Below are 17,906 nucleotides of genomic sequence, written 5' to 3' on the forward strand. Positions count from 1 at the left end.
GTTGCCTTCCCAAAATAAGACTTTGTGCAGAGGTTCCCTGAATCAATTTGGGACGAAGATTCAGGGTTTGATGATGTCCGTTGGAAAAATTAATCATTTTGTATTGGTCGCACATCTTACACTAAGCATATTGACCAATCTAACAAAAATGAAAAACAAAAATTTGGATCCAGAAGTGCTTAAACAACTTGTAAAAGAGGCCTTAACCGAGCTAGTAGAGGAAAAACGGGAGATTTTTAATGCCCTCTTCTGTGAAGCCGTCGAACAATACTTTGATTCAAGTCATCAGCAATTGGCAGATATATCACAGCTATCCATGCCTGAAATTTATCCTTCGGTTGTAGGACAAGCATAAAAAAAGGCGGTTATGGATTTAACCGCCTTTTTTTAGGGTTTCATTTAGCCTTTTATCGGACCAATTTTAACGTTGTGCCAGAATTAATCGTTTGGTTGAGCTGTAGTTGGTTCATAATAGCAAGCGTTTCCGGCGTCAGGCTGTTGGAGAGCCGTGTTGGAAGGAAGGTTTGGAAAATGCCGTTTTTGTTTGCTCGTTGCAATACCAATTTAGAAGGTTGGCGAGTTAGTTTTTCTTGATCTTTTAAAGTAGCAAATCCATTCACCACTTGATCAAAGGTGGTCCGATGAGTGGCAATATTGCTTGCAGCGGCAAGTCCCATAAAATTGAAGACATTTCCGCCATATTCTATAAAATAGGAACGAATTCCCATCTGGGCTTGTCCGTTCTGATCTACCGTATAAGCATCTACCACGACACCCGAAATACCATTGTTAAGGGTGACGGCATTTGAAGAAGTCGTCTTAACCCCTTGAGTATTGGCCAATTTTGTGGCAGCCTCGCGTGCTGTTTTTTCTGCTGCAAAGGAAAACTTCATCCCTGCATCTTGTTGTGCATTGACCATTTGAACGGCTGAGCTCCCATTTTGTAAGGCCCAGCCCTGCGGTACCGGAAATTGGAACTTCAGGTCTGGATGGTAAAAAACATTGTTTTCTGTAAAGCCTTGTCTGGGGTTTTCTCCAATGGTAATGCCGTCAATTTGTGTAAAGAATGACTGTTGATTAATCTTCGTTAGCGACATGGTTTGCGCATACTTTTGCTCAAGTTGTATCATGGTTGCTTCTCGTTCTCCGGGATCGGGGTGACTGGACATAAATGCCGGAATTGCTTGACCACTTGATTGTTGGATGCGCTTCAGAGATTGAAAGAACCGCGAGGCTTCTCCTACCTTGTATCCAGCCATGGCAGCATATTCCACCCCGAGTGCGTCGGACTCCCGCTCTGCTTCACGTCCATACGAGAGGAGTTTAAGGCTGAGGCCCGTAGAGAGAACCTGAGCACCGGTTTCGAGCATGTCTTGCGGTAATCCGGCTGCTGCGCCAATTAATACGCCCAGTATGGTCCCAATCTGTGTCCGTTGTTGGCGCCCCATTTGGATAGAGGTATGTCTTGCAATCACATGCCCAATTTCGTGACCGAGAACCACGGCCAGTTGTGCCTCGTTGTCTGTATGCGCCAAAAGACCACGGGTTACATAAATGTATCCTCCGGGCAATGCAAACGCATTCACAATAGGGCTATCTAACACCCGAAAGGTAAATGGAGTATTGCGAATTTCCTCCGATGTCTCCGGTCTGCGTGCATGGCTATATTTAAGAACTTCTTGCCCCAGTTGATTTACGTAGGTTGAAAGTTTCGTGTTTTCATAAAGGCCATATTCTGCGATAATTTCCTGATCGGTCTGTTTGCCAAGCTCAACTTCCTGAGCCCAGGTGTAGGCATAAGACCGCTTGTTTCCGGTGACAAGGCTTTGATCAACTGCGCCACAACCTGCAATAAAGGTAATGCTGGCGAGGATAAAGCCCCTAATTATGTTATGATACTTGTTTGTCATGGTATGTATGAGGTTTATATAAGGTGAAAGTATTGATTATGGCTGAGAACTTTTGTGGTTTATGTGGAAGCACCTGTTTCGTATATCTTCAAAAGAAATAACTGTATTGAAGGTTTGATCTTCTACGGCGGTAATGATGCATTGCCCAATTTGTTCCGAACACAATAAATCTAAGAAGATTTTCGATCGTTTGGAATCAAGGTCTCCAAAAATATCATCCAGCAGAAGAATTGGTTTCTCGTTCATATGCTCCGCAAGGTAAAAATATTTTGCCAATTGAAGCATAAGACCAAAGGTACGATGCTGTCCATGCGATGCAAATCTTCTTATTTCTAATTTGTTCAATAAAAAAATCATTTCATCTCTGTGGGGGCCTACAAGCGAACGCCCCATCTCTATCTCGCTTTGTTGTAAATGAGTGAGTTTTTTTCTGAAGGCCTGCTCAATTTCTTCTGGAGCACCAAATTCAATTGTTTGATAACGGATATGGGGGACTTCGCCCACTACCGAGATAGACTGATGGGCTTGTTGAAGAAATGGCATAAAGGTCTGAAAAAAACGAACTCTTTGACGGATAATTCGGCTTCCTGTCTGAATCAGTTCTTCATTCCAAGACAGCAATTGTTCACTTTGTTTTAATCGTTGTCGCTTTAGTTGCAGGAGGAGTGCGTTTCGTTGAGCAACAGCCCGTTGATACAACAATAAATCGTGTAGGTATAGCGGTTTTACCTGAGACAAAATGTTATTTAAGAACTTACGTCGTACTTCGGGTCCTTCACTTGTCAACGCCCGGTCATCTGGCGAAAAAATCACCAGCGGAAACTTGCCGATGACCTGAGAAAGGGTGTTTTGGGGGATTTTGTTAATAAAAATGCGTTTGCCTTCACTAGGTACGAAAACCAATTTGGCGTGCATGTGTACTCCGTCTTCCCGTATAAACGTTCCTGCGGTTTCAAAAGATGTTGCCCCAAACCGGAGAACATATTGATCTTTGGAGGCCAGAAAACTTTTTGTTAGACACAGATAGTGGATCGCTTCCAGAATATTGGTCTTCCCCATTCCATTGTCTCCATAAAGCAGATTAATCTTCGGCCCAAACGCGAAGTGGCTGTCTTCATGCGAACGAAAGTTGTGTAGGTGTATAGTCTCTATGATCATGGCCTTGCCTTGCTGCCGCACACGGCTTGCTTTAACATGGAACTAAAAGGGGTAAGATATGAAAAGAGCCTTCGTATTGCTCAAAGGCTCTTTGGGTTTACTTATGGATTCGGAGTCGGGTTTGGGGGAGGGGTGGTATTACCACCGCCATCACCCTCTGGTCCAGGTGGAGGGGTGGTACTCTCACTGCCATCATCCCCTGTTGGGTATTCTTCTTTTTTTTCTTCATCTGCCATCTGTTTATGGGTTTTGTTGTTTCTGAATGTTGGGTATATTATTACAGCAGAACTACCCACTTATTAGACAAACAGTCGTGATTAAACATAACCTCTTCGGAGAATTTTTTTTCGTACTACTTTTTTGTGCCTTACCTCAATTTATACATGCAGCCGGAAAAGAATCGTGTGCTGCTTTAGAGTTACGTTGGAAGCCTTTCTATAACGTCCATTTTGAACTCTGGGACAATACCCGCTTAGAGACCATATTTACCACCTCACGAAATTTATATTTCTGCAAGACCTCCAAGGCAGAACAATTTAAGGTACTGATTACGGGGATACGTGCGGCACAAATGGGCGGTAAAGGATACGGCGAGGTGAGCCATCTTTTGAATCTTGCAAAAAAAACACTTCCATACCTGTCTGGAAATGAAGAAGCTATTTGGTTTCGCCTCAATGGAAACCTCGCCTGGAGGAGGTCTAAGTTTGAGGCCGCATGGAATTATGCTCAAGCGTTTTCTCGTTTCGACTCCCTTACTTCTCCTTACGAACAGGCGGCAATCGCGCTGAGTATGGCATTGGTTTTGGAGAACAGCAACAATCCTAAAGATGCTCGAAAATTTTTGACACTCACGCAGGAGCTCTTGAACCATTACAAGGGCAATCCTTCGGAAATCGTCTCCTTGAAATCTCGTCTTCATTCTGTGATGGTAGATAATTATATTTTGGAAAAGGTGGATCTGAGTGAAGGGAGCATGGAAGAAAATGTAGAGCTAAGAAAACTGATCCAGCCATTGAAAGAAGATATAATTTTGTTGGAAAAAAATAATAAATATGATCAATTGATTAATGTTTACATTGGTATTGGTCAATTGTATTCTTATTTGAAAGAATTTAATTTGTCTTATTCTTCCTATGAACAAGCGCGTCAGATCGCAATTAGGGTTCAAAAGACAGAAAGACTTGCATTTATTTATTACCGAATGGGACAGCTTTCCCAACAACAGAACCAAATCAGGCAAGCGATTTTATTTTTTGAAAAAGCGCTTCATTTGGCAACAAGTACCAATAGTCGTTACCTGATTTCGCGTATCCAAAATCGTTACGGATTTTCTCTTGAGCAGGCTGGTCGGATTGTAGAGGCGGAGGCTGTTTATAGACAGTACATTTTGGATGCTGAAAATGCAAGAGCGGATATGGGTATTACGGATTTTGGTAAGACCAATTTTTTGAGTAACGAAAACGCTAGTTTTTTAGGTTTGGTGCGGATACTCATTCAGACCAAGCGGTTTGAAGAGGCTTTATATTGGTTAGATGCCACTCGGGGGCGTTTTTTAGAAAATCTAAATGAATACGCAAACTGGGTAGCAGGACTACCTCAGAGTCAACAGCGCGAGTTAAGTACCATAGAAAGCCGTATTGCCTTCCTTCGTGCAAGTGCTACAAAGAATGACAAACAACAAGGGAATCATAATCATATATCGGAGTTAAAGACTTATGTAGAACAGATATTACTTCAGTCTAAGGCGAATCGTTTGTGGAAATCCAGCCATAGCCTTACGCAGATGAAAAGAGATCAGTATTCCTCTGATTTTTTGAAGCAGTTACAGGCAAGACTCCGTGAGCAACATCAGGTGGCCCTCTTTTATTACTTAGATCGAGAGACCGATCCAACAATTCTTAGGGCCATCCAATCATATGTGGTGGTGGTCACTCCAGAATCTGTTCACTTTGTTCCGCTTAGGGTTCATGGACAAGAGGTGGGGAACTTGCTAAACTCCTTATATCGTACCAGAGAGCGCTCTATACATTTCGATCTTCGGACTCTCTATCAATTATATCAGGGGCTCTTTGCTCCTGTAGAAAATGTGATTAATGGGTATCAAAGGGTGGTTCTGTTTAAAGATGATGTATTGGTTCGCTTGCCTTTTTCTATGCTGGTAGCTCAGCCACCCAAAAATAGATTTGACTATGGTCATGCGGATTTTTTAGTTCGCCGGTTTTCATTCTCTCAGGAATTATCGGTTACTCTTTATACAGGACAATCTCAGCGTCGGAATGCTCCTACTTCCTTTTCCCACAATCTGATTTTTGGTCGGAGCCAGTTTGGAAGTGCAGAGTTTCTTGCCCCTTTACCTGGTGTTTACCCAGAAGTAAAGACTATTGGCAGCCTTTTGCCGTGGGTGAAAATTGGTTTAGACGGTGGGGCAAAGGAGTTTAATTTTAAGCGAGATATGGCAAAGAGCTATTTAATGCATTTGGCATCCCACACCATTATGAATGCAGAAAACCCCTTATATACGTTTTTGTCGTTGCGGAAATCTGGAAACAATGATGGAAAACTTTTTCTGTTTGAGCTTTTTTATAACCGACTTCATACGGAATTGGTGACCCTAAGCAGTTGTAACTCTGGGGTAGGGGAGCGGCTATCTGGAGAAGGATTTGCAGGGATGCAATATGCCTTGCGGTCTGCGGGGGTTAAAAGTGTTTTAGCAACCAATTGGCCAGCAGCTGATAATGCTTTTCCTAACTTGATGCAAAAGTTTTATAGAGGTCTTAAGTCTGGCCTTCCGAAAGATCAGGCTTTGCGAAATGCCCAATTACACCTGCTACATTCTGGGAGTCGTATAGAGAAAAGCCCTTATTACTGGGCATCCCTGCTTTTGTATGGTGATTCTTCTCCGCTTTCTTTTAAACCTGTTTTTGCTGCACTATCTCGTCAGCACGTTGCTGCTTTTTTGTTGTTGATATTGTTGTTGTTGTTCTATCAGTGGCAATTTCAGCATCAAAATAAGAGATTTGCTTAAAGCGGAATCTTTAACCCATAAATAGGTTTTAAAGGATGTTGTAAACCACAAACATTTTGTATATGAACGCCAATCCAGCCCTCTTTTCAACGTTACAAATCCTTACGACCGAACAGCGTAATCCTGCCTCTGAAAACATTGACATGGAGTCTATTTGGAATATTCTCGAAATTATAAATACGGAAGACCATTTGGTGCCAATAGCTGTTCGTCGCGAGATTCCACAAATTGCCCGTGCAGTAGAGTGGGTGGAAATGGCCTTTCGTTCGGGTGGCCGGCTGATTTATGTGGGAGCAGGTACAAGCGGCAGGTTGGGTATTTTGGATGCCTCTGAGTGTCCACCTACATATGGCGTTCCGCCAGAATGGGTTGATGCCTTCATTGCGGGTGGTCCTGATGCTGTATTTCGCTCAAAAGAAGGTGCTGAAGATGATCCTGAGGATGGAATGCAGGAATTGCGTAATAGATCGGTTTCAGGGCGTGATGTGGTGTGTGGAATTGCCGCCAGTGGCCGAACACCCTTTGTTTTTGGTGCACTGGAATATGCACATCAAGTGGGCGCCAAGACAATTCTGGTGACGACTAATCCAGGGAATTCAGAAGATACTTTTTTGGATTTGGTGATTTGTCCGGTTGTAGGGCCTGAAGTGGTGATGGGTTCAACGCGCATGAAGTCTGGAACCGCACAAAAATTGGTATTAAACATGATCACAACCGCTGCGATGATTCGGCTCGGGAAGGTATATAAGAACATGATGGTGGATCTTCAAATGACAAACGAGAAGCTAATTGAACGCTCTAAACGTATTGTTATGATTGCAACCGAAGCCTCCTACGACGAAGCACATGCCGCATTAGAGGCCGCCGATGGACATGTAAAGGTGGCCATCGTAATGATTTTGAATAAGATTGATGCCAGTGAAGCACGTTCAAGGCTGTTGGAAGCGGGTGGTTTTGTCAGAAAGTTGGTTCAGTAAATAAATATGTTGTGACCAATGTTTCACGTGAAACAAGTTCGTTGTAAGTAAAGCCATTCGTTTAAACAGTGTTTCACGTGAAACATTCTAAAGGGTAAGCGTTGTGAAAAACCTATCTCTGCTATTAGATAAAATTGATTCAAATTCACAGGTTGAAAAGCTCAAGTCCCACTTATTGGGTGTTTCGGGGGCTTTTGAGGCTCAGCCGTTGTTGCTAAAAGGCGTTTCTGGATCGTTGGATGCATTTTTGGTGGCGTCAGTTTTGCGAAAAGAGTCGCTTGTGGTCTGTATATTGCCATCATACGAGATGGCTTCATATCTCTATTCTGATTTATCGCAGATTTTGGGCAGCAAAAATGAAGCGCATTTATTGCTGTTTGGCGCAACAGATCAACACCCATACGACGTGGAACAGGTGGCGGATAATCAACGCATGGTTCAACGATCGGAAGTGCTTCAACGTTTGAGCAAAGGGTTTAAGGGCGTATTGGTTGCAAGCGCAGACGCTCTCGCAGAGATGGTTCCGTTGCCAGAAGTCTTCGAAAAAGCATCTATGTCATTGGCAATAGGGGATATGTTGGGGCCTGAGTTGCTGGTAGAACTGCTGATAGAGCAAGGATTTGAGTTGGTAACGTATGTACAGCATCCAGGAGAAATTGCCCGAAGGGGTGGGATTGTAGATGTCTTTTCTTATGTGGGGAATTATCCGGTTCGGTTTGAGTTTTTTGGAGATGAGTTAGATACCATCAGAGAGTTTGACCCCTCTAATCAACGTTCCGTTAGTCGTTTAACACAAGTAACGATTGTGCCGAACCTTCGGCAAGTTCAAAAAGGTGCACGTACCTCTTTGCTGAAACATTTGCATAGAGACGCTGTTGTCTTTATTCGGGATTTGTTGCATGTGGAAGAGGTTGCAAATAAGCTTTTTGGTCGTGCCGCCGAAGTATTCAAAAGAAAAGGAGGGGAGGAGGGAAATTTGTTACTTCCTGAAGAACTGTATTTAGACGGCAATCATTTGGTTGAAGAAATTACACCTTTTCGACAAGTTCATTATGGGAGTTATATAGGCTTGGGACATAAGCCCTGTGTTGAAATTGCTTTTAGGACACAGCCCCCGCCAGATTTTAACGGCAAGATCCATTTTGTGCGTAAAAAAATAGTAGCCAATCACGAAAAAGGTTGGCAAACCCTTCTGCTCTGTGATAGCCGAGGGCAGGAAATACGGCTTAGGGAATTGTTGGATCCTTATAGTTCTCAGGAACGGAATCATGCCAGAAGTTGGCATATAGAAGAAGAGGAAGAACAAGAGGCCACCGAAAAAAAAGGGCTTCGGTTTATGCTGGCTTCATTAGCAGAAGGGTTTGAGTGGAATGAGATTGGAGTAGCACTCTATACCGATCATCAAATTTTTAATCGGTATCATCGCCCAACGGTCAGGAAGCAAAAACAGCGGTACGGCGGATTTAGTCTCCGAGAATTGATAAACCTGACACCTGGAGACTTTGTAACGCATATTGATTATGGAATTGGAAAATACGAGGGGCTTCAGAAAATTGAGGTGCGGGGTAAACAGCAGGAGGTGGTTCGGTTGGTGTTCAGGGATAGCGATGTCTTGTATGTAAACATAAACGCTCTTTATAAACTGCATCGCTATACAGGTAAAGAAGGTCATCAGCCCAAACTGTCCAAATTAGGTACTGGAGAATGGGAACGCACTAGAAATAGCACCAAGAAAAAAGTTAAAGACATTGCGCGTGATTTAATAAAGTTATACGCGGAACGCAAAAAAGCCAAAGGCTTTGGGTTTACGCCAGACTCGGTTTGGTCTCGGGAACTGGAAGCTTCTTTTGAGTTTGAGGACACACCAGACCAAGCCAAAACATGGGATGAAGTGCGGGCAGATATGGAAAAGGGCATTCCTATGGACCGTTTGGTATGTGGTGATGTGGGATTTGGAAAGACCGAAATAGCAGTCCGTGCAGCATTTAAGGCTGTTCAAGATGGTAAGCAAGTGGCTGTTTTGGTACCAACCACTATTCTTGCTGCCCAACACCACAAAACATTTACAGAACGCTTGGCGCAATTTCCGGTGACTGTAGAAGTGATGTCTCGGTTTCAGACCGAAGTCCAGATTAAAGAGACCTTGAAACGTTTGAAAGAGCGTAAGGTGGATATTGTTATTGGAACACATCGGATTGCTGCGAAGCGTATGGATATTCCAGCGTTAGGTTTGTTGGTCATTGATGAGGAGCAACGGTTTGGAGTGGCGGTTAAGGAGCGTTTACGTCAAATGCGGGCCAACGTGGATACCCTAACCCTTACGGCAACGCCCATTCCGCGAACGCTCCAATTTTCGTTAATGGGAGCCAGGGATTTGTCCTACATCAATACACCGCCGCCAAATCGTCAGCCTATCCAAACGGAAATCCATAGCTTTGATAAAAACCTGATTCGAGATGCCATTCTATATGAGACTGGTCGAGGAGGACAAGTGTTTTTTATTCATAACCGGGTGCAGTCAATCGAGGAAATGGCAACCACCTTGCGCCAATTGGTTCCGGGAGTACGCATAAAAACCGCACATGGTCAAATGGATAGTGAACGTCTGGAAAAAGAAATGATGGATTTCATGCAGCGGAAATACGAGGTCTTGGTGAGTACCAATATTGTCGAAAGTGGTTTGGATATTTCCAATGCGAATACGATCATCATTAATCATGCAGAGCGATTTGGTCTGGCAGAACTACACCAGCTAAGAGGTCGGGTGGGGCGTTCTAATCGGAAAGCCTTTTGTTACTTATTGGTGCAAAACATTAAATCCATGACAAAAGAAGCCAAACAAAGGCTTCAAGCGATCGAGCAATTCTCCGAGTTGGGAAGTGGGTTAAATGTTGCCATGCGCGATTTGGATATTCGCGGAGCCGGAGACCTTTTGGGAGGCGAGCAAAGTGGCTTTATTGCCGATGTCGGATATGAAACATATCAGCGTATTCTAGAAGAGGCTATTCTGGAACTTAAGGCGGAGGAATTTGGTGATCTTTTTGAGCAAAGCAATCTGCCACCTAAACCATTAACCGAAACGCTCATTGATTTGGACGTGGACGCCTACATTCCGGATTATTATGTAGAGGATCGGGTGGAACGTCTTAACCTTTATCGGGCGTTGAGTGAATGTAAAGATGCAAAACGGTTGTCCGAGATTCGAGAGGAATGGCAGGACCGATTTGGACCTATTCCGATAGAGGCGCAAAACCTACTTTCAGTGATGGAACTCAAAGTACAAGTAGAACCACTGCGTTTACCCAAAGTACAATTCAAAAACCAAAGACTTTTCCTTACCATGCCTCCTAATGAAGATGTTTATTTTTATCAAAATATATTCAAAAATATTCTTGAAAAAGTAGCTAAAACAGGTAATCGGTATGTACTTAAAGACACCGAAGGTAAGTTAAGGATCATTATTCAACAAATTCCAGATATGGAAGAGGCCGTAAGGGTTGTCCGGAAGATTTTATAGCGAAAATTAATTATCCAAATCTACATGTAGATAAAGCGCAACTTAACATTATAAAAATACTGGCCCAAGGGGTTAGGTGTAAATTGCCAAACTGTTATTTTTCAGAAAAATAAAAAAACATGTTTGGATTAGAACCTGCCTTGTTCATTCTGCTCATGGTTTGTTTGGCCTGTGCTTTTGCCTTTGAATTTGTAAATGGCTTTCATGACACAGCCAATGCCGTGGCAACCGTAATATACACCAAGTCGTTACGTCCATGGACGGCTGTAATTTGGTCTGGCATCTGTAACTTTACGGGCGTATTTATCGGTGGAATTGGGGTTGCGATGGGTATTATTAACCTATTACCGGCCGAGGCTTTGGTAGCTACCCATGCAGGTGAAGGGATTGCAATGGTGATGGCTCTGCTGCTATCAGCCATAATTTGGAATTTGGGGACGTGGTATTTTGGTATTCCAGCCTCTAGCTCGCATACACTCATTGGTTCTATTTTAGGGGTAGGGATTGCTTTTATGCTTATGGGGAACGAGGCTGGTGTTAACTGGAAAAAAGCGGAAGAAACTGGGTTGGCCCTATTAATTTCACCCTTATTTGGCTTTATATGTGCGATGGGCTTGGTCTTTATGGTGAAAAAATTGATTAAAGACCCGCGTCTATTCGCCGAAGAAGCCTCGGAAGATCCACCCCCCATGTGGATTCGGCTGGTCTTGATTGCAACATGTACAGGGGTTAGTTTGTCACACGGCTCAAATGACGGCCAAAAAGGGGTGGGCTTGGTGATGCTGATTCTCATTCTTATTATCCCTGCTCATTATGCACTGGATCATTCAAAGAATCTGATGACCATGCAACCGACGGTTGAACGATTGGAACAAAAACTGGCCGCTATTTCGGATGCGGCGGTATCTGGTGCCGAGGGCAAAAAAGTGTTGGAAAAATCTAAAGCCAAAATTTCCGATCTGAAAGTGGTTTTGGCAGAATCTAAGGTTGCTGGCTTTATCCCAGAAAAAGAACATGTCCGTGTTCGTGCAGACATTACAAAAACCAGTAAAGACCTAGAAAAGGCATTTGAGAGTGGAAAAATAACCCTTTCGGGCCAGGCGGCTGGAAGTATAAAAGCGGATTTGAAAGAACTAAAAACCTACACCGATTATGCGCCGTTTTGGGTGATTTTTGGTATTTCACTCTCTCTTGGCGTTGGGACAATGGTTGGGTGGAAGCGAATTGTGGTGACCATCGGAGAACGAATTGGGAAAACGCATCTTACTTATGCGCAAGGGGCTTCGGCCGAGCTTATGGCCTTTAGTACTATTTTTGCAGCCACCTATTTAGGGCTTCCTGTGAGTACCACCCATGTTTTATCTTCAGGGGTTGCCGGAACGATGGTGGCACATGGTGGCCTACGAAACCTACAAGTTGGAACCATCCGAAACATTCTATCGGCATGGGTACTTACCTTGCCCGTAACGATGCTTCTCGCAGGATGTCTATTCTGGCTGTTTAGCACGTTGTTTGTAAACTAAAGAAAAATAAATTTTTATAGTGAAGCCCCATTTTGTTGAATTGGGGCTTTTTGCTTGAAGACCAGCATAGAAAGTAATTATAGGATTAGATTGAAGAGGTAGCCAAAAGCGATAATCCAAATCGTGATCACTACATAATACCGCAATCAATTTTAGGTGTGTGACATTCTTTATAAAGTAGCCTCTTGCGCAAGTGCTATCACCGCTATTATAAATGGATATCGCCGTTCTAAAATGTCCACAACTTAATTCATCTTTTGAACAGGCTACGTTGGACGGCCAACCAACAAGGCTCTTTGCGTAGGTCTTTGCCAGAAGGAAGTATGCGTAATGATGAAAAAGCACCATTAGGATTAGCCGCTCCGAGGTTGGTAGATATTCTTTGTCGCAAAGCCACCTATTGTTGAAAAGCTACGTAGAGGAGATGCCTCAGCTCCGAAGACGCGGTCTATGCAGGCAAGGGGGCATCTCATAAATTGTCTGAGAACCATATTTTTTACCCTTAAACGCCCTTGACCTTTTTCATTTTCCCCTTATTTTGCAACCAAAAACATGGCCCTTAAACGTGTTGGTAGCACCGATTCAGCAAAACTGCGCCAAAACCATATCCGCTCTTGTGCCGAGGTCATTCGGCTGCTTGCTTCCAAACCAACTTTCGATGACGAAGCCAAAGATATGACCGCTTTTTTGGTGTTTAACCTTCGGGGCATTTATGAAACCATTAACGAGAGCGTACAGGCTTGGGACGACCGGAACTATTGGAAAAAGGCCGAAGACATGCGTGAAAAATGGCGTTGGAGTCGTACTGCGGCACAAGAGTTGACACAACTTGTACTGGCTGATCAATGGCAAAAAATTCCAGACTTCTTGATCACTCTCTTACCACGTTTTTCGGAGGTCACTATTCGAGAAATCACTCGTGATGCCGATTGGTGGGTAGGTGCATTGCGGGCTTTAAAGTCGGGTGTAAAGCAGTTTTAATCTTCTTCAAGGCTGAAGCCATTTTTGGGAAACGTCAGTAGCCGGATATGTTTTGGCCGCACTTGTTGCCAGCGGTTTTTTTCCATTTCATAAACCACCGATGTCTCCCCCTTAAATTTTGGGGCATCTTCGATGATGGTTCCGGTACATATGTATCTCACTTTTTCTAATACCCGCATCGAGGCGGGGTGGCGGGAAAGGACAATGCCTACAATTTTTTCCAGCCCTACAACCGTAAATCCCATTTCAGTTGCCAAAGCTAAAGCGTAGCTTGCTATCCCCTTACCCCAGAATGACTCACCCAGCCAATATCCTACTTCGCCCGTCATGGTACCAAAATCTATCCGAGTAATGCCCGTCATACCCACAAAATGATCGTTCTCCAAAATCATATAGGGAAATTCTACCCCTTGTTCAAGCAATGGTACAAATAAATCCACAAACGTTTGTGCTCCATTTTCGGGATAAGGCTCTGGTAAATAGGTCATCGCCGCCACGTTTGGATTACTGGCATGAAACTGTATTTCCGCTACAAAGCGGTCACTCAAGGGGTGTATATGAATCATAAAGGTGGATGGTTGAGGGCATCAGGTCTGTATCTTCTGTTCATAAAAGGCTTTGTCTTTTGTTAAGGTCCGTAATTAACAACCAATCGGGTTGCAAGTTTCAACCGATGGCAAGTTACTTCACTTCGTGTTCTTGCAATGTTTTTGCGTACTTAACAAGGCCACTCTTCGTAACGTTTTATTTTGTATTTCGTTATTTTACGAAATACAAAATCTATGTCAAAAACAACCGCATTACCTTACCCCCTTATTGATAAAAAAGTAGCCCGTTATGCCAAGGCGCTTGCGCATCCAGCACGGGTTTTTATCCTGCGCTTTTTAGAAACCCAATGCAGTTGCTTTGCGGGAGACCTTTCGGAACAATTGCCAATAGCAAACTCCACAGTCTCGCAGCACTTATCTGCGCTCAAGGAAGCGGGCTTAATTCAAGGGGCGATCAATCCACCCACAATTCGTTACTGCATAAACAAAGAAAATTGGAACGAAGCCAAGTTGTTGTTTCAGGAATTGTTCACCGAATGTTGCTGAGTTTTCCCCATCACATACCCCGCAGTCATCAGGATCATCATGAAAACAAAACTTAAATTCCTCGATCGCTATTTAACACTTTGGATATTTTTGGCCATGGCCCTTGGTGTTGTGCTCGGATTCTTCTTTCCAGAAATTGCCATTTTTACAAACACTTTCTCTATCGGAAGCACCAATATCTTTCTCGCTATTGGATTGATTTTGATGATGTACCCGCCTTTAGCAAAAGTAGATTATTCGCTCTTACCTATTGCATTTAAAGATAAAAAGATATTGTCTTTATCCTTATTATTAAATTGGATTATTGGTCCGGTATTAATGTTTGTTCTTGCCATTATTTTTTTATCAAATGAACCAAATTATATGGTAGGTCTAATGCTAATTGGGTTAGCCCGTTGTATTGCCATGGTGATCGTATGGAACGATCTGGCAGGCGGAAGCCGTGAGTATGGCGCTTTATTGGTTGCACTAAATAGCATTTTTCAAGTTTTTACCTATAGTTTTTATGCTTGGCTTTTCATTAATGTCTTACCTTCAACATTGGGTATGGGCCAATTTAGCATTTCTGTTCCGCTAAAAGACGTTGCGGAAAGTGTTTTCCTATATTTAGGAATCCCGTTTATTGCAGGGTTTTTAAGTCGTTATTTTTTAATTAAATATAGAGGAAAAGAATGGTATAGCCGTAAGTTTATACCAAAAATTTCGCCCATTACCTTATATGCTCTCCTTTTTACTATTGTCTTAATGTTTAGTCTTAAAGGAGATCAAATAATAGAATTACCTTCTGATGTATTTAAAATAGCTATCCCAATGATTATGTATTTTGCATTGATGTTCTTTTTTAGTTTCTTTTTAAATAAATATTTGGGAGTTCCTTACGATAAAAATGTTTCCATTTCTTTTACAGCTACAGGCAATAATTTTGAGTTGGCTATTGCCGTTTCGATTGCTGTTTTTGGAATTCATTCACCACAAGCATTTGTGGGCGTCATTGGTCCTTTGGTAGAAGTTCCAGTATTAATTTTATTGGTTAATACAAGTAAAAAATTATTCTATAAATATTAAACCATAGATAATAATGTTTTCAAAGGTGCAAATTATTTTCCAAGAATTGGCTTTTAAATTTGAGGCCATTCCTGAAAGTCGCAAAGAAATCCTTAAAAAAATATCCACATATATTCAAGGCAAAAAGGAACAAGGTTTGCCTATTAACCTCGTTTTTATCTGTACCCACAATTCTCGCCGCAGTCATTTTGGTCAAGTTGCAGCGGCAGTGGCTGCTTATTATTATGGCATCGAAAACGTGCGCGTTTTTTCCGGTGGAACCGAGGCAACAGCATTTCATTCAAATGCCATACAAGCCCTTAATCATTTGGGATTTGAGGTGACCACAGCAGACCAAAATATAAAAAACCCGCTCTGGTTGGTTCGTTTTGGGGAAAATGCTACTACCACCTGTTTTTCAAAAGTATATAACCACCCTTCCAATCCACCTAAAGATTTTGCTGCTATCATGACTTGCTCGGATGCAGACCAGAATTGCCCTGTAATTTTTGGTGCGGAGTTGAGGGTTGGAACCACGTATCAAGACCCCAAATCCTCTGATGGTACACCCTTAGAAAGCCAGACTTACAGTGCTCGGTTTCTGCAAATTGCAACCGAAATGATGTATGTTTTTTCTTTAATTAAATAATTTGCTCCATCATTAAATAAGAAAATAAGAACGCGTCTGAAAGCCCTATAAATATTATAGGCAGGTTGTGTCTAATGTAAATAAATGAAAGATATTAATCAATAATTAATTGTAAAATATCCATTTTATATTATTAATTAAAAAAGAAATATTCAAGAAATAATGGTATATGATTTTTTTTCTTAAATTTAGATGAGGTAAATAGTCATTAAGAGGTGTATTTTGGTTGTTTTTTTATCGCTTCTTTGTAATGATATTTTTTGCAACCATTTAATTTGAATAGTGATATGAGGCCCTGTCAAGCACCGATCAAAAGTACATTACTTAGCCAATACAATCTTGATAACTTGTGCTGCAGCTTCGGTTTGAAGCCGTACCAGATAAGTGCCACTCGGCCAGTCACTCCCATTAAAATCTACGTAGTATATCCCCGGCTCTTGGTATTCGGTGGCAACCAAGGTGCTAATCAGATTCCCTGCAACACTCCAAACGGTCAGTTCCACCGTTTGTGGTTTGCGTAACTGATAGCTGATACGGGTTTGAGGATTAAATGGATTGGGCGAATTTCCGATCAGCTCCGCAGCCAAAGCTTCCCCAACTCCGCGGCCCACTTTGACTAAACCAGAGAACCGTTCTGCACCATCAGTAAAATATTGCTTTACGCGGTAATACAACACGCCCTCGTTGGGAGCGGTTTGGTCATTGAAACTATATGTTTTCCCACCTTCAAATCCTACTCCCTTATCTCCAGAAATAGCGGCGATTTTCTCAAAATATTGCCCATCATCGGAACGCTCTACCTCAAATAGTCGTGAGTCATCTTGTTGAGAACGCCACGTTAAAAAAACAGAGGATGCCCGCTGCACAACCGAAAGATCTTGAATGGGGTAGCGTAAAAGAAGGTCGGACGAGACCAGTCTTGCCTCTGGGGGCCAATAAGCGAAGGGCTCCCGCCCAGATTCATTAAAAGTAATTTTAAACAGCCCATCGTTGCTCCATTGAATAGATTGGCGCATTGTGCTTCGAATGGCACCTGCACTTCGGGCACGGTTCCAAAACATCAATTCTTGGAGATGTCCCTCGAACGAGCCTCCTCGGCTTCCGTCGGGTCTCATGCCAATCATAAGATTTTGCCGATTACTATACGTGTTTAATTGTACACGATGGACAAGAGAATCCACATAGACCCCATTAACAACTAAATAGGTTTTGCGTGCTTGAGGATTATTAACCACGCCTATATGGTGCCATTGTCCGTCGGCAACTGGTTTTCGTGATACAAGGGATTCATGATAACCCGGTTGGCCTCGGAAAGCCTGAAGGTGCCCCATTGCATTAATCCGAATCTCTAAAGGATATGCAGAAGACTCCTTGCCATTCCACGTAGTTAAAACAACAACATTTAAGCCAACTGTCTTTATCCAGCAAAAAAGAGAGTAGGGATCATCCTGATGTAGTAAGGGCAACGCATTTCGTCGAATTTCTAAGGGCTTGGAAAGGTGTTTTGTTAGATATAAAGCTTTTCCATTCGAACTTGTAAATGAGCGGGCAATTTGTACTTCTCTCCGGATAGAGAGCCCATGTAGAAGTACTTCCGCCGAGGCGGATTTATTGGGGTCGTATCCTTTTATGGGTACTATTTCGATAACATCACGTCCCTCACGTTCCGCAATGGCGCGTAATACGAGGGTACAACCTCCTCTTAGTGTGGCCCTTGGGATGATAAATGCCTGTTTACCAGCATAACGGATATGCATCGCCTGTGGAGTTGGGTTTGCCCAAGCTACCACAAAGGCCTCTATAAGGTGTAGGCCACGCGGTAGAGATAGCTGAAAACCCTCTATGGGTTCTCTGCCCTGCCATTGATAAAAAAGATTCGCTTCTTGTCCTTCCCGAACCCAAATAGGTTCGGCAACTTCGGTGAATTGCGCTTGCGACCTTTCTATACTGCATAAAAGAAAAATCGCTATCAGCATGGATATGCGGTAGAGTGAATTCACGAGACAAGGCATCCGTTAAAAGTAAATC

At 42.8% G+C, this 17,906-nt stretch carries 13 protein-coding genes; 9 read left to right on the top strand and 4 right to left on the bottom strand.

Annotated elements, in window-relative coordinates; translation table 11 throughout:
• The first annotated feature begins 148 nt into the window (after nt 1–148).
• On the top strand, nt 149–355 hold the full coding sequence (locus JNN12_14515) for a hypothetical protein (GenBank protein MBL7979549.1): 207 nt from the start codon (nt 149–151) through the stop codon (nt 353–355).
• Between the two features lie 52 nt (nt 356–407).
• Here the strand turns inward: JNN12_14515 and JNN12_14520 are convergent, their stop codons facing one another.
• Together JNN12_14520 and recF are read right to left on the bottom strand one after the other, a co-directional pair.
• Nucleotides 408–1,910: a M48 family metalloprotease gene (locus JNN12_14520; GenBank protein MBL7979550.1), complete on the bottom strand. Its 1,503-nt coding sequence runs from the start codon at nt 1,908–1,910 to the stop codon at nt 408–410.
• Between the two features lie 36 nt (nt 1,911–1,946).
• Nucleotides 1,947–3,068: a DNA replication and repair protein RecF gene (recF, locus tag JNN12_14525; GenBank protein ID MBL7979551.1), complete on the bottom strand. Its 1,122-nt coding sequence runs from the start codon at nt 3,066–3,068 to the stop codon at nt 1,947–1,949.
• 313 nt (nt 3,069–3,381) lie between these two features.
• Between recF and JNN12_14530 the strand changes: the two genes are divergently transcribed.
• The 5 genes from JNN12_14530 (at nt 3,382) to JNN12_14550 (ending at nt 13,091) form a co-directional block, all read left to right on the top strand.
• Nucleotides 3,382–6,093, top strand: coding sequence for a CHAT domain-containing protein (locus JNN12_14530; GenBank protein ID MBL7979552.1), 2,712 nt, complete (start codon nt 3,382–3,384; stop codon nt 6,091–6,093).
• Nucleotides 6,094–6,155: 62 nt separating this feature from the next.
• Nucleotides 6,156–7,070 (top strand): N-acetylmuramic acid 6-phosphate etherase, encoded by a 915-nt coding sequence (gene murQ / locus JNN12_14535; GenBank protein MBL7979553.1) that lies wholly within the window; start codon nt 6,156–6,158, stop codon nt 7,068–7,070.
• 103 nt (nt 7,071–7,173) lie between these two features.
• Complete coding sequence (gene mfd / locus JNN12_14540) at nt 7,174–10,587, top strand: transcription-repair coupling factor (protein MBL7979554.1); 3,414 nt, start codon at nt 7,174–7,176, stop codon at nt 10,585–10,587.
• A 119-nt stretch (nt 10,588–10,706) separates the two neighbouring features.
• The gene (locus JNN12_14545; protein ID MBL7979555.1) at nt 10,707–12,110 is read left to right on the top strand and encodes an inorganic phosphate transporter; all 1,404 of its coding nucleotides are present in this window, start codon (nt 10,707–10,709) and stop codon (nt 12,108–12,110) included.
• A 552-nt stretch (nt 12,111–12,662) separates the two neighbouring features.
• Nucleotides 12,663–13,091, top strand: a complete 429-nt coding sequence (locus JNN12_14550; protein MBL7979556.1) for a hypothetical protein — start codon at nt 12,663–12,665, stop codon at nt 13,089–13,091.
• Here the strand turns inward: JNN12_14550 and JNN12_14555 are convergent.
• Nucleotides 13,088–13,657 carry a GNAT family N-acetyltransferase gene (locus JNN12_14555; GenBank protein ID MBL7979557.1) on the bottom strand — a complete coding sequence of 190 codons (570 nt, stop codon included), beginning with the start codon at nt 13,655–13,657 and terminating at the stop codon, nt 13,088–13,090. The two genes, JNN12_14550 and JNN12_14555, sit on opposite strands and share 4 nt — an antisense overlap.
• Before the next feature lie 216 nt (nt 13,658–13,873).
• On the opposite strand from JNN12_14555, the gene JNN12_14560 reads away from it, so the two are divergent.
• From JNN12_14560 to JNN12_14570, 3 genes are read left to right on the top strand one after another with little or no spacing between them, the layout of a single operon-like run.
• The gene (locus tag JNN12_14560) at nt 13,874–14,185 is read left to right on the top strand and encodes a winged helix-turn-helix transcriptional regulator (protein MBL7979558.1); all 312 of its coding nucleotides are present in this window, start codon (nt 13,874–13,876) and stop codon (nt 14,183–14,185) included.
• A gap of 39 nt (nt 14,186–14,224) precedes the next feature.
• Nucleotides 14,225–15,250 (top strand): ACR3 family arsenite efflux transporter, encoded by a 1,026-nt coding sequence (gene arsB, locus JNN12_14565; protein ID MBL7979559.1) that lies wholly within the window; start codon nt 14,225–14,227, stop codon nt 15,248–15,250.
• A 13-nt stretch (nt 15,251–15,263) separates the two neighbouring features.
• Entirely contained in the window at nt 15,264–15,878 is a 615-nt protein-coding gene (locus tag JNN12_14570) for a hypothetical protein (protein ID MBL7979560.1), read from the top strand.
• A 320-nt stretch (nt 15,879–16,198) separates the two neighbouring features.
• Here JNN12_14570 and JNN12_14575 read toward each other — a convergent pair whose 3' ends face one another.
• On the bottom strand, nt 16,199–17,854 hold the full coding sequence (locus JNN12_14575; protein MBL7979561.1) for a T9SS type A sorting domain-containing protein: 1,656 nt from the start codon (nt 17,852–17,854) through the stop codon (nt 16,199–16,201).
• Between the last annotated feature and the right edge of the window lie 52 nt (nt 17,855–17,906).

Source organism: Bacteroidetes Order II. bacterium (assembly GCA_016788705.1).
Taxonomy (GTDB): Bacteria; Bacteroidota; Rhodothermia; order Rhodothermales; family UBA2364; genus UBA2364.